The 15,085-nt window shown below is 72.9% G+C and carries 14 protein-coding genes and 1 pseudogene; 7 read left to right on the forward strand and 8 right to left on the reverse strand.

What is annotated here, in order from left to right; genetic code table 11:
• From ACWC2B_RS32675 to ACWC2B_RS32690, 4 genes and pseudogenes are all read left to right on the forward strand, one after another.
• Positions 1-113 (forward strand): annotated as a pseudogene (locus ACWC2B_RS32675) (rodlin); the annotation flags it as partial.
• 285 nt (positions 114-398) lie between these two features.
• Positions 399-626 carry a chaplin gene (locus ACWC2B_RS32680; RefSeq protein ID WP_450723144.1) on the forward strand — a complete coding sequence of 76 codons (228 nt, stop codon included), beginning with the start codon at positions 399-401 and terminating at the stop codon, positions 624-626.
• Positions 627-771: 145 nt separating this feature from the next.
• A complete protein-coding gene (locus ACWC2B_RS32685) occupies positions 772-2,058 on the forward strand; it encodes a chaplin (protein WP_450723020.1) in 1,287 nt (428 codons plus the stop codon).
• A gap of 365 nt (positions 2,059-2,423) precedes the next feature.
• Positions 2,424-3,665 carry a glycoside hydrolase family 26 protein gene (locus tag ACWC2B_RS32690; protein WP_450723022.1) on the forward strand — a complete coding sequence of 414 codons (1,242 nt, stop codon included), beginning with the start codon at positions 2,424-2,426 and terminating at the stop codon, positions 3,663-3,665.
• Here ACWC2B_RS32690 and ACWC2B_RS32695 read toward each other — a convergent pair.
• From ACWC2B_RS32695 to ACWC2B_RS32730, 8 genes are all read right to left on the reverse strand, one after another.
• A complete protein-coding gene (locus ACWC2B_RS32695; RefSeq protein WP_450723024.1) occupies positions 3,651-4,781 on the reverse strand; it encodes a GNAT family N-acetyltransferase in 1,131 nt (376 codons plus the stop codon). The two genes, ACWC2B_RS32690 and ACWC2B_RS32695, sit on opposite strands and share 15 nt — an antisense overlap.
• Entirely contained in the window at positions 4,781-5,410 is a 630-nt protein-coding gene (locus tag ACWC2B_RS32700; protein ID WP_450723026.1) for a lipopolysaccharide biosynthesis protein, read from the reverse strand. Before ACWC2B_RS32700 ends, ACWC2B_RS32695 begins: the two co-directional genes overlap by 1 nt.
• A gap of 32 nt (positions 5,411-5,442) precedes the next feature.
• Positions 5,443-6,687, reverse strand: a complete 1,245-nt coding sequence (locus tag ACWC2B_RS32705) for a glycosyltransferase (RefSeq protein WP_450723028.1) — start codon at positions 6,685-6,687, stop codon at positions 5,443-5,445.
• Positions 6,684-7,385, reverse strand: coding sequence for a polysaccharide deacetylase family protein (locus ACWC2B_RS32710; protein WP_450723030.1), 702 nt, complete (start codon positions 7,383-7,385; stop codon positions 6,684-6,686). The genes ACWC2B_RS32705 and ACWC2B_RS32710 overlap by 4 nt, the downstream gene beginning before the upstream one ends.
• Positions 7,386-7,458: 73 nt before the next feature.
• Entirely contained in the window at positions 7,459-9,072 is a 1,614-nt protein-coding gene (gene murJ / locus ACWC2B_RS32715; protein ID WP_450723032.1) for a murein biosynthesis integral membrane protein MurJ, read from the reverse strand.
• Entirely contained in the window at positions 9,069-10,391 is a 1,323-nt protein-coding gene (locus tag ACWC2B_RS32720; protein WP_450723034.1) for an O-antigen ligase family protein, read from the reverse strand. Before ACWC2B_RS32720 ends, murJ begins: the two co-directional genes overlap by 4 nt.
• A gap of 2 nt (positions 10,392-10,393) precedes the next feature.
• On the reverse strand, positions 10,394-11,794 hold the full coding sequence (locus tag ACWC2B_RS32725; RefSeq protein ID WP_450723036.1) for a sugar transferase: 1,401 nt from the start codon (positions 11,792-11,794) through the stop codon (positions 10,394-10,396).
• A 71-nt stretch (positions 11,795-11,865) separates the two neighbouring features.
• The gene (locus tag ACWC2B_RS32730; protein WP_450723038.1) at positions 11,866-12,963 is read right to left on the reverse strand and encodes a glycosyltransferase; all 1,098 of its coding nucleotides are present in this window, start codon (positions 12,961-12,963) and stop codon (positions 11,866-11,868) included.
• Positions 12,964-13,320: 357 nt separating this feature from the next.
• Between ACWC2B_RS32730 and ACWC2B_RS32735 the strand changes: the two genes are divergently transcribed.
• The 3 genes from ACWC2B_RS32735 to ACWC2B_RS32745 all read left to right on the forward strand — a co-directional run bounded on the left by ACWC2B_RS32735 (position 13,321) and on the right by ACWC2B_RS32745 (position 14,958).
• Positions 13,321-13,575: a chaplin gene (locus tag ACWC2B_RS32735; protein WP_450723040.1), complete on the forward strand. Its 255-nt coding sequence runs from the start codon at positions 13,321-13,323 to the stop codon at positions 13,573-13,575.
• Between the two features lie 194 nt (positions 13,576-13,769).
• Positions 13,770-14,009 carry a chaplin gene (locus ACWC2B_RS32740; protein ID WP_450723042.1) on the forward strand — a complete coding sequence of 80 codons (240 nt, stop codon included), beginning with the start codon at positions 13,770-13,772 and terminating at the stop codon, positions 14,007-14,009.
• 223 nt (positions 14,010-14,232) lie between these two features.
• Positions 14,233-14,958: a hypothetical protein gene (locus ACWC2B_RS32745; protein WP_450723044.1), complete on the forward strand. Its 726-nt coding sequence runs from the start codon at positions 14,233-14,235 to the stop codon at positions 14,956-14,958.
• The last annotated feature ends 127 nt before the right edge of the window (positions 14,959-15,085 follow it).

Here is a 15,085-nt window from a genome sequence, read left to right on the forward strand (position 1 = left end):
CGCAGAACCAGCAGTGCACCGAGAACTCGACCCAGGCCAAGGGCGACGAGCCGCTCTCCCACGTCCTGAACCGGGCCGCGCTCCTCTCCGGCAACGGTGACGACAAGCACTGAGCCGCGTACGCAGCCGCTCGGGCGCCGCGGTCGCCTCCGGACCGAGTCGGCCCGAGTTCTTTTGTGCGCCGAATTACTTTCGGGTAAAGCGCCGAAGAGCGAGAGCACCCCTTCCTGCCATTTGGGTGAGGAACTCGGCAGGGCTCTTCCTCTTCGGTTTCCTTTGCCTGGGCCGATCGTTACCCAGTCGTCAGCGGCTCCTGGGCGAAAGCTCTGGCTACGCGCCGTGAGCAACGACTGGTTGCGCGACTTTTTGACTGAGGGAAGGAAATACACGTGAAGTACATGAAGGCTGCGACGGCCATGGCCGGCCTGGCCATCGCCGCTGGTGGTGCCGCCGCTCCGGCGTTCGCCGACGCCAGCACCGATGGTGCCGCCATCGGCAGCCCCGGTGTCCTGTCGGGCAACCTGCTCCAGGTTCCGGTCCACGTGCCGGTCAACCTGTGCGGCAACACGGTCAACGTCATCGCGCTGCTGGACCCGGCGTTCGGCAACACCTGCATCAACAAGTGATGTAGCGCCAGGAGTCTCCACTCTGGCCTTTTGGGGCGTGCCCATCGCACGCCCCAAAGTCGGTTTCCCCCACCCTTCCCCTTTTCCCCGCGACACGGAAGACAGCCCATTGCGCCAGGTCATCAGCAAGACCCTGTTCACTGCCATGGCAGCCACGAGCGTCCTTTCGATGAGCGGAGGCTATGCCCAGGCGGCCGGCACCGACGCCGAGACCATCGGCTCACCGGGCCTGCTGTCGGGGAACGCGGTTTCGGCGCCGGTGGACGCCCCGGTCCAGGGGTGCGGGAACACGGGTGGTCCGGTCGGAGTGCTCAACCCGACCTTCCGCAACCACTGCGCGACGAACTCGCCGGGCGCTGAGACGGCCGCCGAGAAGGCTGCCGAGAAGGCCGCCGAAGAGGCCATCGAGAAGGCCGAAGCCATGGCCGACCGCGCGGCTGAAGAGGGGGCCCGTTACGGCTTCGACGAAGCGTACGGGGCTTCGCGCGACAGCTCACGAGAGCGCTCGCGCGAGAAGAAGGACGCGAAGGCGAACGAGCCCGAGCGCCACCGGGCCGCCGCCAGTCAGGCGCGTTCCGTGACGAGCGACTCCCCGGGTGTCCTGTCGGGCAACTCGGGGGCGGCGCCGATCGACGTGCCGGTGCAGGTGTGCGGGATCACGGCGAACGTCGTGGGCCTGCTCAACCCGACGATGGGCAACCACTGCCGGACCGGCCCGGGCGAGGCCCCGCATGAGACCGGTACGCACCATGCCCCGCCGGCGCATCACACGCCGCCCGCACATCACACGCCGCCGGTCCACCATGCCCCGCAGAAGCACCATGCACCGCACGTGCATCACACGCCGCCGGTCCGTCATGTGCCTCCGGTCCACCACGCCCCGCCCGTACATCACGTACCGCCGGTCCACCACGCCCCGCCCGTGCACCACGCCCCGCCTGTGCACCACGTACCTCCGGTGCACGAGGCCCCGCCGGTTCACCATGCACCTCCCGTGCACCACGTACCTCCGGTGCACCACATGCCTCCGGTTCATCACGCACCGCCCGTGCACCATGCACCTCCGGTGCACGAGGCTCCGCCGGTGCGCCACACACCTCCTGTGCACCACGTACCCCCGGTGCACCACGCGCCTGCGGCACCCGCAGCACCGCCCGTCCGGCACGCGCCCCCCGCACACCACACACCGCCTATCCACCACACGCCCCCCATGCACCACGTCCCGCCCGCGCAGTACCCCGTTCCCCACCCCGCGGTGCGCACCGCGCCCAGGGTCGTAGGACCGCCGGCCGCGGCGCACGCTCCCGTTGGGCCGCGTCTCGCTGACACCGGGGCCGAGTCGTCGCTTCTCGCCGCCGCGGGCGGGGCCGCCGCTCTTGTGCTCGGAGGGGGCCTTCTCTACCGGCGTGGCAGGGCGATGGCCGACGCCTGACGGTGTCCGCCAGGCCCCCATCCGCGGCAAGTGACGGCCGAGGGCTCGGGGTGGGGGCCGAGGGACGGCACCAGTAACTCCCACCAGTAATTCATTCCAGTAACCCCCTTATGAATACGGCCAGTTGGTCTGGCTCATGCGTACGTTGAAGGGCTCGGCTCCTCCTCAGGGGCCGGGCCCTTCGGCGTGCCGAGCCCCGGGCGTAAGGGTTCTGACGCGGCCTCGGAATGCCGTATTGCCCCGTACCCCCGCCCCGTACCCCGTTCGGGGGGCTTACGGCGTGGGCTGCTTATCTTCCCTATCGGCGCAATAAGAATATTTTCCAACCGGGAATCCGGGGAGGCCTCAGAACCAAGGGAGCGCGCATGCGTCAGCGACGTCATCGAGCGGCCACCTTCACGACGAGCGTTCTGGCGGCGGGCGCCCTTTTCAGTCTGGCACTGGCGCCCGATATCGATGTCCAGCGCCCCCGGGCGGGCAACGACCCTCCCCCCGCCCACCCCTCCGTCGCCGATTTCGGCGCCTTTCTGGATTCCGGCGCGCTGGGCGTGAAGCGCATCGCCGCGCTGGAGAAATGGCTCGGCGGGGCCGACATCCGGGTCGGGCACACCTATCTGCCCGGGAACACCTGGTCCGACATCGAGGGCGAGGTGGGGTTCCTCGGCGACTGGGCCACCTGGCGCCGCGAGCGCGCTGACCGCACCCTCGTCCTCAACGTCCCGATGCAGGCCCTCAACGAGGTCGGCATCCCCGACGCCCGCGTACGCCAACTGCTCGCGCACGGCGCCGAGGGGGACTACGACGCGCACTTCAAGAAGCTCGCCCAGCGGCTGGTCGAGCTCAAGGTCCCGGACACGGTCATCGTGCTGGGCTGGGAGATGAACGGCACCACGTACACCCATCGTTGCGGGCCGGATCCGGCGGCGTGGAAGAAGTACTGGAAGAACGCGGTCACCGCCATGCGTTCCGTGCCGGGGCAGAAATTCCGCTTCGATTTCGCGCCGAGCCGAGGCCGTGACGCCGTACCGTGGACCGAGTGCTATCCGGGCGACGATCTCGTCGACATCATCGGAATGGACTCCTACGACCAGCCCCCGGGCCAGGATTTCGACCAACAGGTCAAGGAGCCGTACGGACTCCAGCAGCACGTCGACTTTGCCGCCGCGCACAAAAAGCCCATTTCCTATCCGGAATGGGGGCTGTTCCGCAACGGCGACAACGTGGAATACATGCGGCGCATGCTGGCCTGGATGGACGCCCACAAGCCGGTCTACAACACCATCACCGACTACTGCCCGCACGGCGTGTGGGAGTGCACCGACAACCCCCTCGCCTCGCAGGTCTACCGGACGCTTCTGTACGGCCGCAAGGACCCCACCCCCCAGCCGTCCACCCCGGCGACCCCGGTCAGCCCCCAGCCCCCGACGGCGCCCAGCCCCAAGCCGGCCGAGCCGTCCGTCACGCCGACTCCTCCCGTCACGCCGACTTCGCCGGCGACGCCGACGCCGCCCGCCAACTGCTCGCCGCTCGACCTCAGCCCCTGGCTGGAGTACTGGATGGGAGGCAAGCTCTGCCTCCGCCTCGACTGGTACTCACGCCGGTCCTGAGGGCTCCGTGGCGGGGCGGCGCCTGCCGTCCCGCCACTGCCGCAGCGCCCGCAGCGCGACGCCCGCCCGGCGCCGCAGCCCCGCGTGCAGCGCACTGGCCCACAGCAGCGCCACGGTGCGCCGCCGCGCCAGCAGGAAGCGCTGGTTGAACCGGACTTCGGGCCGCCAGTGCTGTTTGTACGGCTCGTTGCCGCGCAGCATGCTCAGCGCGGCCCGGCCGCTGCCGTCGACGCGCTGGGCGCAGGCCCGCAGCAGCATCGTGGCCACGTCCACCTTGCGGCCGCGCAGCGCCGGGTGCGCCCCGTACAGGTAGCCGCCCGCGAGTGCGGGGGAGAGCAGGGTCAGATCGGCGGCGACGACCTCGCCGTCGAGGCGGAACTCGGTGACCACCGCGTCCCCCTGCCGTGTCATCTCGCCCACCGCGCGCGCCAGATGCTGCTCGAAGCGGGGCCGCGCGTGCTCCCGCGTCACCCCGCGGCCCTGCCACTGGAGCCCGTGCAGTTCGAGCAGCGTACGCAGCGCCCCGGGAACCTCCTCGGGCGGTACGTCGCGCTGCTCGATGCCCAGCGCGTCGATCTTGCGGAGCTTGGCGCGGGCCCGCTGGGCCCGGTTCGACGGCAGGCGAGAGAGGAGCGCGTCCATGCCCTCGGCGGGCAGCTCCAGACAGCTGGAGTCGCTCAACTGGCGCCGCACGGAAGGCCAGTTGGCGTGCAGGCGCTCGGCGCCGCCGCCCGGACGCACTTCGCCGAGGTCGATCAGGGCGCTTCGCGCCGATCCCATCAGCGCCCGGGTGAGGGCGGCCGCGGCCTCCTCGGCGCAGGTGTCGTCCAGGAGTACGTCCGTGAAGTCGGAGATGGTGCCGCCCAGCGGGACAAGGGCCGGAAGCGGACGCAGCACCCGCATGAGCGGCGCCGCCCCGACCAACTCGCCGTCCTTGTAGGCCAGATGGACCCGCAGCCGTCCCGCCACCCCGTACGACAGCCACCACGAATGCAGCCACGCGTGGCTCTGGAACGGGGTCGCGGTGCCGCAACTCCTGTGCAGGCGGTGCCAGTTGGGTGCCAGGTCGGCGAATCGCAGGTCGTCCGTGCAGACCTCCACGTGGAGCCGGGACACTAGCCGACCTCCTGCGGTACGGACGCCGCCCCGGCCGGGGCCGGTACCGCGGCGGCGAGTTCCGGCTCGCACGCGCGGCGGCGGCGCGGCCGGGCCAGGAGGGTGAGGCCGCCGAGGAGGCCGCCCGCGCAGCCGCCCACCAGCGTCGTCAGGGAGGCCGGCGGGGACGAGGGGGTGGGGGGCTCGGCCGCGCGCGCGAACTGCACCACCCGCACCCCGGTGGCGGCCTGGGTGTGCGTGCCGTTCAGGGTGAGGGCGCGGGCCACCGCGTTGGCCATGCCCGCGGCGTCCCCGGCCCGGGCCGAGGTGGCGGTGATCGCGACCATCGGCGCGTCGGGCGAGGTCGCCGTCCGCACGCTGTTGCGGAGCGTGGCCGCGCTGACCCCCGCCCACACCTGGGCGTCCCCGATGACGGCGACCTCGGTCGCGACCCGGCCGTACGCCTGCGCGAAACCGAGAGCGACCGACGGGTCGGCCTTCTCGGCGGGGGTGACCACGACATAGCTGGTCGCGCTGTACTCCGGGGTCTTCACCTCGCCGTACAGGCCGCCCGCCGTCGCGCCGAGCAGCGCGCACACGGGCAGCGGCCACCAGCGCGGCAGCGGCCGGGCGTGCAGCAGGCCGCGCATGTTCCGACGCTTCCATGGGCCGGGGAATCTGCTCATCTGGACCCTTCTTTCTCCGAGAGGTTCGTCGAGAGGTCGTGCGTCGGGGCGGCCGCCGGGGCCTTCGCCGCGTCCGGGGCCGCCGCCTTCGGTGCCGCTTCGGAGGCCGGGTGCGGCAGTGGCGCGCGGGCCGCGGCCGCCTCGTACACCTGGACCAGTTGGGCCGCGGTCGCGGTGACGCAGTAGCGGCGCACCGCGTCCGGGACGGGGAGGCGGGTGCGGCGCGAGCGCTGGAGTTCGCCCAGGGTGTCGGCGAACGCGGTGGCCGTGCGGCCGGTGCGCAGCGCGCCGGGTGCCGACGCGGCGGGCAGGTCGTCGATCGCCGGGCAGGTCACGTACGCCACCCGGAGTCCGGCCGCGAGGCCCTCCACGACGGCCAGGCCGAAGGCCTCCTCGGCGGACGGCGAGGCCAGGCAGTCCACCGCGGACAGGACCCCGGCCAGGGTGGGGCCCTGGCCCGCCGGGGCCGTGCCGTCCTGGACGCACTCGCCCGCGAAGACCACGCGCGCGCCCACGCCGAGCCATTCGGCGCGGGCCCGCAGCGCCTGTTCCTGCTCGCCGACGCCCGCGAACACCAGGCGGGCAGCGGGGAGTTCGGCGAGCGCGTCGATGAGAACGTGGAACCGCTTGCCCTCGGTCAGCCTGCCGACCGCGCCGATCGTGAACGCCCTTGCGGGCAGGCCGAGTTGGCGTCGTACGGAGGTGCGGGCGGTGGCGCTGAAGGCGAACTGGGCGCTGTCGATGCCGTTCGGCACCACCTGGATACGGCGCTCCGGCACGCCCCAGCGGGCCAGGCGGCGGGCGATGGTGGGGGACACGGCGACGGTCGTGGTGCCGAGCCGTTCGCTCGCCAGGTAGAGGCCGCGCACACCGGGGCCGAGCGGGCGCCCCTCCAGGTGGGTCTCGCCCAGGGAGTGCTCGGTGGCGACGATGGTGCGCACCCCGGCGAGCTTCGCCGCGAGGCGGCCGTACAGGCAGGCCCGGTAGAGATGGGTGTGGACGACGTCGTAGTGGCCGCGGGCGATCAGCCGGGTCAGCCGGGGCAGCGCGGCGAGGTCGCGGTTGCCCGCCATGTTCAGGTTCCGTACCCGGCCGCCGTCGCGGATGATGGCACGGGCCACGGCGCCGGGGTTGGTCAGGGTGACCACGTCGGCCTCGTACGGCAACTCCCTTAGCAGTGACCGGAGTTGGTGTTCCGCGCCGCCGACGCCGAGGCCGGTGATGATGTGCAGGACCTTCACGTGCCCTCCGGGAGGTCGGCGGGGTCGTGCCGGCGCCAGCGGTGCAGACCGCGTTTGAGGTGGAGCCGCCAGCTGGTGTCGCGCTCGTCGACGTGGACGCGCGGCAGGGCGTAGCGGCCGGTCAGCGGGCCCGGGTCGATGGCGCAGGCGTACTGGTAGCCGGCCGCGCGGACCGCGTCGACGGCGCGCAGGTCGACGGCGCCGTACGGGTAGCAGAAGCCCGCCACGTCGTGGCCGGTGAGGCCGATGAGGAGTTGTCGGCTCTCGTGCACCTCGCGGCGCAGTGTGTCCTCGTCGGCGTGGGTCAGGTCGAGGTGGCGCAGGCCGTGCGAGGCGACCTCCATGCCCCAGGTGGCGACCTGCTGGACGCCGCGCTCGTCGAGCAGTGGCTTGCGCGGACCGAGCGGGTCCCACTCGTTGGTGGAGCCGAGCAGGCCCGGCAGGACGAACACCGTCGCCGTGCACTCGTAGCGGCGGAGCAGCGCGAGGGCCTCGGCCGTGAAGTCGGCGTACCCGTCGTCGAAGGTGAGGCCGACCAGGCCCTTGGCGGTGCCGGCCGTGCGGGCCCGGATGAGTTCGGCCATGCTCACCCCCCTGAGGCCCCGTCTTCGCAGCCAGCGCAGCTGTCGCTCGAAGCGGCGCGGGGAAACGGTGATGCGGTACGGGTCGTGCGCGGTGTGGGTCACCGAGTGGTACATGGCCACCCACAGCGGAGCGGTAGGGCGCGGTCGCGAACCAGTCAGTGGGCCCCACGGGGCGCCGACTGCCGTGTCAACGGGCATGACAGAGCTTTCGTGTGAGGGGACGGAACAGCAGACAGAACTCCCGGACCCGCAGCAGCCGGGCCACGACGGCGAACACAGCGACGGCCGAAGTGACGCCAACCGCCAGTGCCAGTACGGGATGTGACGCTACGGAGGCCCCCCACCAGCAGGCGGCGGTCGCGCCGCCCGCGGCCACGACGAGCCGGGCGAGCTGCCCGCCCACCCAGCGCACGGACAGCGCTATGCGGCGCCGCCCGCTGCCCCACAGGAGCAGGAGCGCGGTCAGGGTGATGCCGAGCGCGTTGGCGGCGGCGATGCCGGGCGCGCCCCACACCGGTACGGCGAGGGCCCCCGCCGCGGCGGTCGCGGCGAGCCCGGCCAGCATGGCGCAGGCCGGGAACCACAGGGGCCGGGCCTCGGAGAAGTAGGAGCGGGCGAGCACCCCGACCAGGGCCTGGCCGAGCAGTCCGAGCGCGTACACCCGCATCACATCGGCGGTCGCCGCGGTGTCGTGGGCCGTGAACGCGCCGCGCTGGAACAAGACTTGGATGATCTGCGGGGCGCACGCCACCACCACCGAGGCGCCGAGCAGCACGATGGTGCCCGCCACGATCAGGTCGCTCTCCACCCGGCGCCGGGCCCGCTCGGTGTCGCCCGAGGCGAGGGCCCGCGCGATGACGGGGAAGGTGACCGTGCACAGCATCAGTGAGAGCACCATCGGCATCTGCGCCACCTTCTGGGCGTAGTTCAGATGCGAGATGGCCCCGGCGGGCAGCGGCGCGGCCAGGAACCGCTCGATGAGGACCTGCGTCTGGCGGCTCAGGGCGAACACCACGACCGGGGCGATCAGCGCGAGCCGCAGCGCCTGCGCGGTGCCCCGGGCGGGGTGGCGCGCGGCGGGCAGGGCGGCGACGGCGGGCTCGCGGTGCCGCCAGCTGCGCCACAGCGCGGGGACCTGGACGAGCACCATGAGCACGCCGCCGAGCGCGACTCCGGCGGCCGCGGCCCGCACCCCCCATGCCCCGCCGAGCAGCAGGAGCAGGGCGATGATGCCCACGTTGTACGCCACGTAGATCGACGCGGGGGACAGGAAGCGGCCGTGTCCGCGCAGGGCGGCGCTGCAGTACCCGGCGAGCCCGAAGGTGAACACGCAGGTCGCGGTCAGCCGGGTGCAGTCGACGGCCAGGTCCGCGCGGGGCAGGCCGGGCGCGAGCACCGCGACCACGGCGGGGGCCGCGGCGATCAGCACGGCGCCGCCCGCGGCCAGCGCGAGCATCAGCCGGGGCAGGGTGGCCGCGACCAGGGCGCGTACCGGATCGGGGCCGGTGTGGCGGGCGCGTCCGACCAGGGCGAGGCTGAACGCCGGTACGAGGACGAAGGCCAGGCCGTCCTCGATCAGCAGGGTCGCGGCGACTTCCGGGACCGTCCAGGCGACCAGGAAGGCGTCGGTGTCGGTGTCGGCTCCGAAGAAGTGCGCGAAGGCCTGGTCGCGGAGCAGGCCGAGGAGCGCCCCGGCGACCGTGAGGCCGGCGGTGAGGAACGCGGCCCGCGCCAACACCCGCCCGGACGAGCCGGGTTCGGGAGAAGTCGTGGGCGCGGCCCCGGGGGCGGTCTCCGTCACGGGCGCTCCGACCCTCGTGCGGCCAGGGCCCACCAGGCGGCCAGGCCGAGGACGAGTGCGGTCACCGCGGTCGAGGGGCCGCCGATGTCACCGTAGAAGAAGTCGACGAGCAGCCAGATCAGGAGGCCGTTCGCGACCAGGGCGCAGTCCATCGGGGTGCCCCGCCTGCGCGCGAGGCGCAGCCTGCGTACGCCGCTGACCAGGAGCGCGGCCCAGCCGCCGACGAGGGCGCAGACCCCGATCAGGCCCTGCTCGCTCAGGACGAGGAGGTACATGTTGTGCGGGGAGAGCAGGGGCTGGCGTTTGAACGCGGCGCCGGCTCCCGCGATGTCGCTGCCGGAGGACAGGGCGATCGACGAGTTCGCGTCGCGGTGGTCCGGGAAGCCCTTCAACCCGACGCCGGTGATGGGGGATTGACGCCACATCAGGTCCGCCGCCGCCCACATCGTGTACCGGTCGGTGACGGACTGGTCGGGGGCGCTCTCGACCTGGGTGATGCTGGCGAGCCGGTCCTGGAGGAGTTGCGTGCCGGATCCGCTCGCGCCGACGAGGACGACGGTGGCCGCCGCGGTGACCGCGAGGACGGCGAGGGCGCGGCGCACCCCGGAGAGCAGGAGGAGGGCGAGGGCCGTGACGGCTGTCGCGATCCAGGCGCCCCGGCTGAACGACACGGCGAGCGGAAGCAGCAGAACGGCCGCGCAGCCGAGCGCGGTCCGCCGTTGGGTGCGGCTCGCGCCGGGGGTCGGGTCGAGGGCGAGGCCGAGCGAGCAGAGCAGCCCGCAGGACACCACGGTCGCCATGCCCATGATGTCCGAGGCGCCGAAGGTGCCCACTGCCCGGATGCTCGCGCCCATGTAGGAGGCGCCGGTGGAGGTCGCGTACTGCACGACGCCGACGCCGCCCTCGAACAGGGCGAGCGCCACCACGGCCGCGGCGGCCAGCCGGAAGTCGTCGCGGTCGCGCAGCAGAAGCAGCACGGCGAGCGGTACGAGCACGAAGATCTGGAGGTAGCGGCCGAGCCCGGCGACGGCGGTGCCGGGATCCGCGGCGCCCATCGCGGCCACGCAGATCCCGGCCACCGGAAGTCCCATGACGAGCGCGGCCGTACGGGTCAGCGGCCGGACGCCCTCGCGCAGGACCCGTACGAGCGCCCACACCACGAGCACCCCGCAGGCCGCGTCGGCGGCGGTCGCCGAGCCCTCGCCGCCCAGCGGAGGAGTGGCGAGCAGGGCGATCACGGCGAGCAGCGGCAGCAGGTGCGCGGCCCGCCGCAGCGGGGCCGACAGCGGCATCGGCGGCGTGGCCGCGACGGCGGACACGCTCAGCTCCCCGTGGGGCGGACGAGGCAGACCGCGGTGCGCAGCAGGATGCACAGGTCCTGCCACAGCGACCAGTGGTCGATGTAGTAGTTGTCGTAGCGGGCCCGGTCCTCGATCGAGGTGTCGCCGCGCAGCCCCTGCACCTGGGCGAGCCCGGTGAGGCCGACGGGCATCCGGTGCCGGGCCGCGTAGCCGGGGTGCGCCTGGCTGAACTTGGCGACGAAATAAGGGCGTTCGGGCCGGGGGCCGACGAGGCTCATATCGCCCCGGATCACGTTCCACAGCTGGGGCAGCTCGTCCAGGGACGTACGCCGCATGAAGTTCCCGGCCCGGCTCATCCGCTGGTCGTCGGCGATGGTCCAGCGGGTGGCGGCCTCGTGCGCGGTGTCGGGGCGCAGCGTGCGGAACTTGAGGAGTGTGAACGTCTGCCCGCGCAGCCCGATCCGCTCCTGCCGGAACAGCACCCCGGGCCCGTCGCTGCGCCGCAGGACCAGCGCGCACACCGCGAGGACGGGGGCCGCGGCGATCAGCGCGGGCACGGTGACGGCCAGGTCGAGGAGCCGCTTGAAGAAGAGCCCGGGGGCGGAGGCGGGGGTGCTGGTCAGCGGACGGCAGGGGAAGGCGGCCAGCTCGTCCGACTGCTGCCGGGGTACGACCTGGCCGGGTGGGCGCGTGTCGAGCTGCCACAGCGTGCAGCCCAGGGCCTCAAGCAGGGCTGGTTCCAGGGCAGTTGAGGCTTCGTGCGTGAACAGGCAGTCCTGTACGCCGTTCTGGATGACGGCGCGCTGGACGTCCTCCAGGCTGCGCAGCACTGGCACGGGCCCGGCCTCGATGGCGCTCTCGGTCGGCGGCACGACCACCCCGACCGGCCGGATGCCGCCGCTGGACTGACGCACCAGCGCGGCTGTGACGCGTACGGCGGTGGCCGCCGGGCCCACCACCAGCGTGGGCCGGGGCCTGCGGACCGCCTTGCGGCGCCGCAGCCACAGCGCGGCCCCGCGTCCCGCGCCGCTCGCCAGCGTCTGGACGGCGCACCCCGCGGCGACCGCGGACACGGCGAGCGGCGCGGCGGACGGCTCGTCAAGGAGCGCGCTCTGGTGGGCGAGCACGGTCGAAAGGAGGCACCAGCCGATCAGGACGCGGAAGAACAGCGCGGGCACGTCGGCGAGGACACCGCGCGCGATCGTCGGCCGGTAGAGCCCGGCCCGGGTGTTGAGCAGGAGGGCCGTGGCCACGAGCAGCCCGGTGGGTCCGGGCGGCAGCCCGGAGTACGGCAGCACGAGCATGCCGAGCAGCGCGGCCGCGCAGTCCACCGTGAGCAGGGCGGACACGAACCCGCGGTCCGCGCGCGGCCGCCCGGACGGCAGGGCGATGTGGTCCGGCGCCTCGCGGGGCGTGACCACCGAAACGGTTCCCGATGACATCCCGGCGCGGTGGGGCGGCCCCCCGGCCGAAGGGACGATGCTTTCCGCGGTCACTGGCTGATGCGTTCCCTGTGCTCGGAGCGCTGCAGGGCGGCCACGTCGCGGTACACCTCCGCGATGCTTCGGGCCGTCTGCCGCACGTCGTGGGTGGTGGATACGTGCTCGTGCCCCTGGCGGGCCAGGACGGTGCGCAGCGCGGGGTTCGTCAGCAGATGGGTGATCGCGCGCGCCAACTCGCCCGGTTCGTCCGGCGGTACGAGACAGAGCGGGGCGTGTCCGGGCGCGAGGCTCTCGGCCGAGCCCCCGACATCGGTGACCACCACCGGTCGCCCGCACGCCATCGCCTCCAGCGGGGCGAGCGCCATCCCCTCCCAGCGCGAGGGCAGCACGACCAGATCGGCCGCCCGGTACCAGGCGGCGGCGCTGGCCACCGACCCGACGAAGGACACCGAGCGGGGCGCGGACGCGCGCAGCGCCGCGAGGTCCGGCCCGTCGCCGACCAGCACGAGATGCGCGCCGGGCACCGCCTCGTATACGTCCCGCCAGGCGCGGAGCAGCACGTCCTGGCCCTTCTGGCGGCACAGCCGTCCGACACAGACGACCAGGGGAGCGCCCTTGTCGGGCAGCGTCTCGTCGTGGGGCGCGCGGTAGTGGTCGAGGTCGACGCCGTTGGGGACGACCGAGCAGGGCGCGAGGACGCCGGCCCGCATCCCCGTGGCCCGCTCGCCCTCGCTGACGCACACCACGCGCGAGGTCCAGCGCACGGCGGCGCGCTCCCAACCCCGGGAAAGGAAGGCGATGATCCCGTCGACCGCCTCGAACGACCAGGCATGCGGCTGGAAGACGGTGGGCACCCTGCCGCGCACCGCGAGCCGGGCGGCCACCCCGGCCTTCGCGCTGTGCGCGTGGATCACATCGGGGCGTACGAGCCGGATGAGCCGGGCCGCCCGCAGCGTCTCGCCGAGCAGCGCGGGACCGGGCGAGCGGGTGGCCCGCCAGGGGTGCACCCGGGCACCCAGGCGCGTGAGTTCGGCGCTGAGCGGGCCACCTTCGGGGCATGCCACGGCGACCCGGAATCCGCTGCCCAGCTGGTCCCGCACCAAGTCCGTGACGACCCGGGCCACGCCCCCCTCGACGGGCTGGACCACGTGCAGAACAGTCAGGCCCCCCGTGGACCCCGGCCCACCGGGTCCGCAGCGGGTGTTCGCTCTCGTCGGCATGCGCGGTCACTCCGGTCTGGCGCTCGAAATGAAAGCTGAAAAAAGATGCTGCGGGCACGCCTCGCGGCGGCCCGCCCTTGAATTCCGCATAACCGGTGCCCCGGCTGCCGAAGTTCCCCGTGCTTTGATCGGCCCGGGGTGGCGGGAAGCACTGTAACCGTATTTACAACCTGGTTCCGTCATGAATGCGTACGCCGGAGTGTCTCCTTCGGGCGATCGTGCGTATCCAGTTGACGGCGCCGTCGTTGTATCGGTGGCCTCATCTCCACCCGAAAGGAAAAAGCGATGAATCGAATTGCCAAGTCCGTCGTGTCGGCGGGCGCAGGCGCCGCGGTCGTGCTGGTCGGAGCCGGTATGGCGGCGGCCACGGGGCACGGCGGCGGGGCGAGCGCCGAGGGTGTCGCCGAGGGCTCGCCGGGCGTCGTGTCGGGCAATGTGCTCCAGGTCCCGGTCCACGTGCCGGTGAACGCCTGCGGCAACACCGTGAGCGTGATCGGGCTGTTGAACCCGGCGTTCGGCAACACCTGCGTCAACAAGTAATCCGCGAGGGTGACGCCCTCGGACCGTGAACGCGGCCCGTGTTCACGGTCCGGACCCCGCCCTTCGGTCGATTTCGCGGCCCCGGAAAACCGGGTTCACCCGTTAGGGGCAAAACCGTGCGTCCGGGGCCGCGTTGGTGTCTAGGTCGAGTGACAACACCCGGTCTTACTTTCTCAATCTAGGAGTGCTTCTCCATGTCGCGTACCGCGAAGGCTCTGGTCCTGTCCACCGCCGCCGTTGCCGCCATCGCCGGTGGGGCCGGCATCGCTTCCGCCGACGCCGACGCGCAGGGCGCGGCCACCCACTCCCCCGGCGTGGTGTCCGGCAACCACGCGCAGGTCCCGGTCCACGTGCCGGTGAACGTCTGCGGCAACACGGTGAGCGTGATCGGCGCTCTGAACCCGGCGTTCGGCAACACCTGCATCAACAAGTAGCCCCCGGCGAAGCCCCGGCCGCTCCCTTTCAAGGAGCCGCCGGGGCTTTGTGCTGCCCCGGATGGCGGTAGCCCACCCACGGCCTCCGAGTGCGGAGTTGTGCCAGCTAGGCGCAGTGATGCCGGTATCTGACGGACCGACAGGACGACCATCCGGTTGCGGGGGGTCGGGGGCGCACGGACGGTGAGAAGAATTGACACGCCTCACCGAAGGAGAACCGTCCATGCGCGCACGCACACCGCGGCGACTGGCCGCCGTGGTCCTTTCGACCGCGATCGTCATCGGCACCGCCGGAACGTCGACGGCCGCGGACTTCCAGCCGCCGCGCTCGGTCCGTGCCGACGTACCGGTACCGGGGTCCGAAGCCCTGCTCGCACAGGTCAAGCAGGTGGGCCCCCTCGGGCCGCTGCTCTCGACCGTGACCGACCTGCTGACCGGCGTGCTCGGCGGGGCGTCCCCGGCCGACGCCACCGCGTTGGCCGCCAAGGCGACGGCCGCCCTGGACGCGGTGAAGGCGGCGGCCCCGGCCGCACCCACTGTCCCGGCCACGCCCACTGTCCCGGCCACGCCCACTGTCCCGGCCGCACCCACAGTCCCGGCCGCGCCCGCCGACCCGACCACGCCCACTGCCTCGGCCGCGCCCGCCGGCCCGACCACGCCCACTGTCCCGGCCGCGCCCGCCACCCCGGCGCTGCCGCTGGGCGGTCCGCAGAAGAGGGCCGCGGCTCCGACGGATGTGAAGGACGACGCCATCGCGGCGGCCAAGAAGGCCATCGCCGACCTCGTCGCCGCCGTCACCAAGGGCGACGCCGTAGGCATCGTGGCCGCGGCGACCGCGGTGCTCACCGGCCTCATCGGCGTCGTCCTGGCCATCCTGCTCGGCGGCGGCCTGCCGGTACCAGCCCTGCCGGGCCTGCCCCTGCCCAAGTTGCCGGTGCCCGGCGCCTGATCCGCACCCCCTCCGAGAGCGCCGGCCCGAATCGGGACCGGCGCTCTCGGCGTTCCGGGACCCGGCTGTGGGCTCAACTGCCGTGCCTGCTACCGGAATTCATGGAATCTCATACGAGTATCTGAGG

This window comes from Streptomyces sp. NPDC001415, from assembly GCF_053597395.1.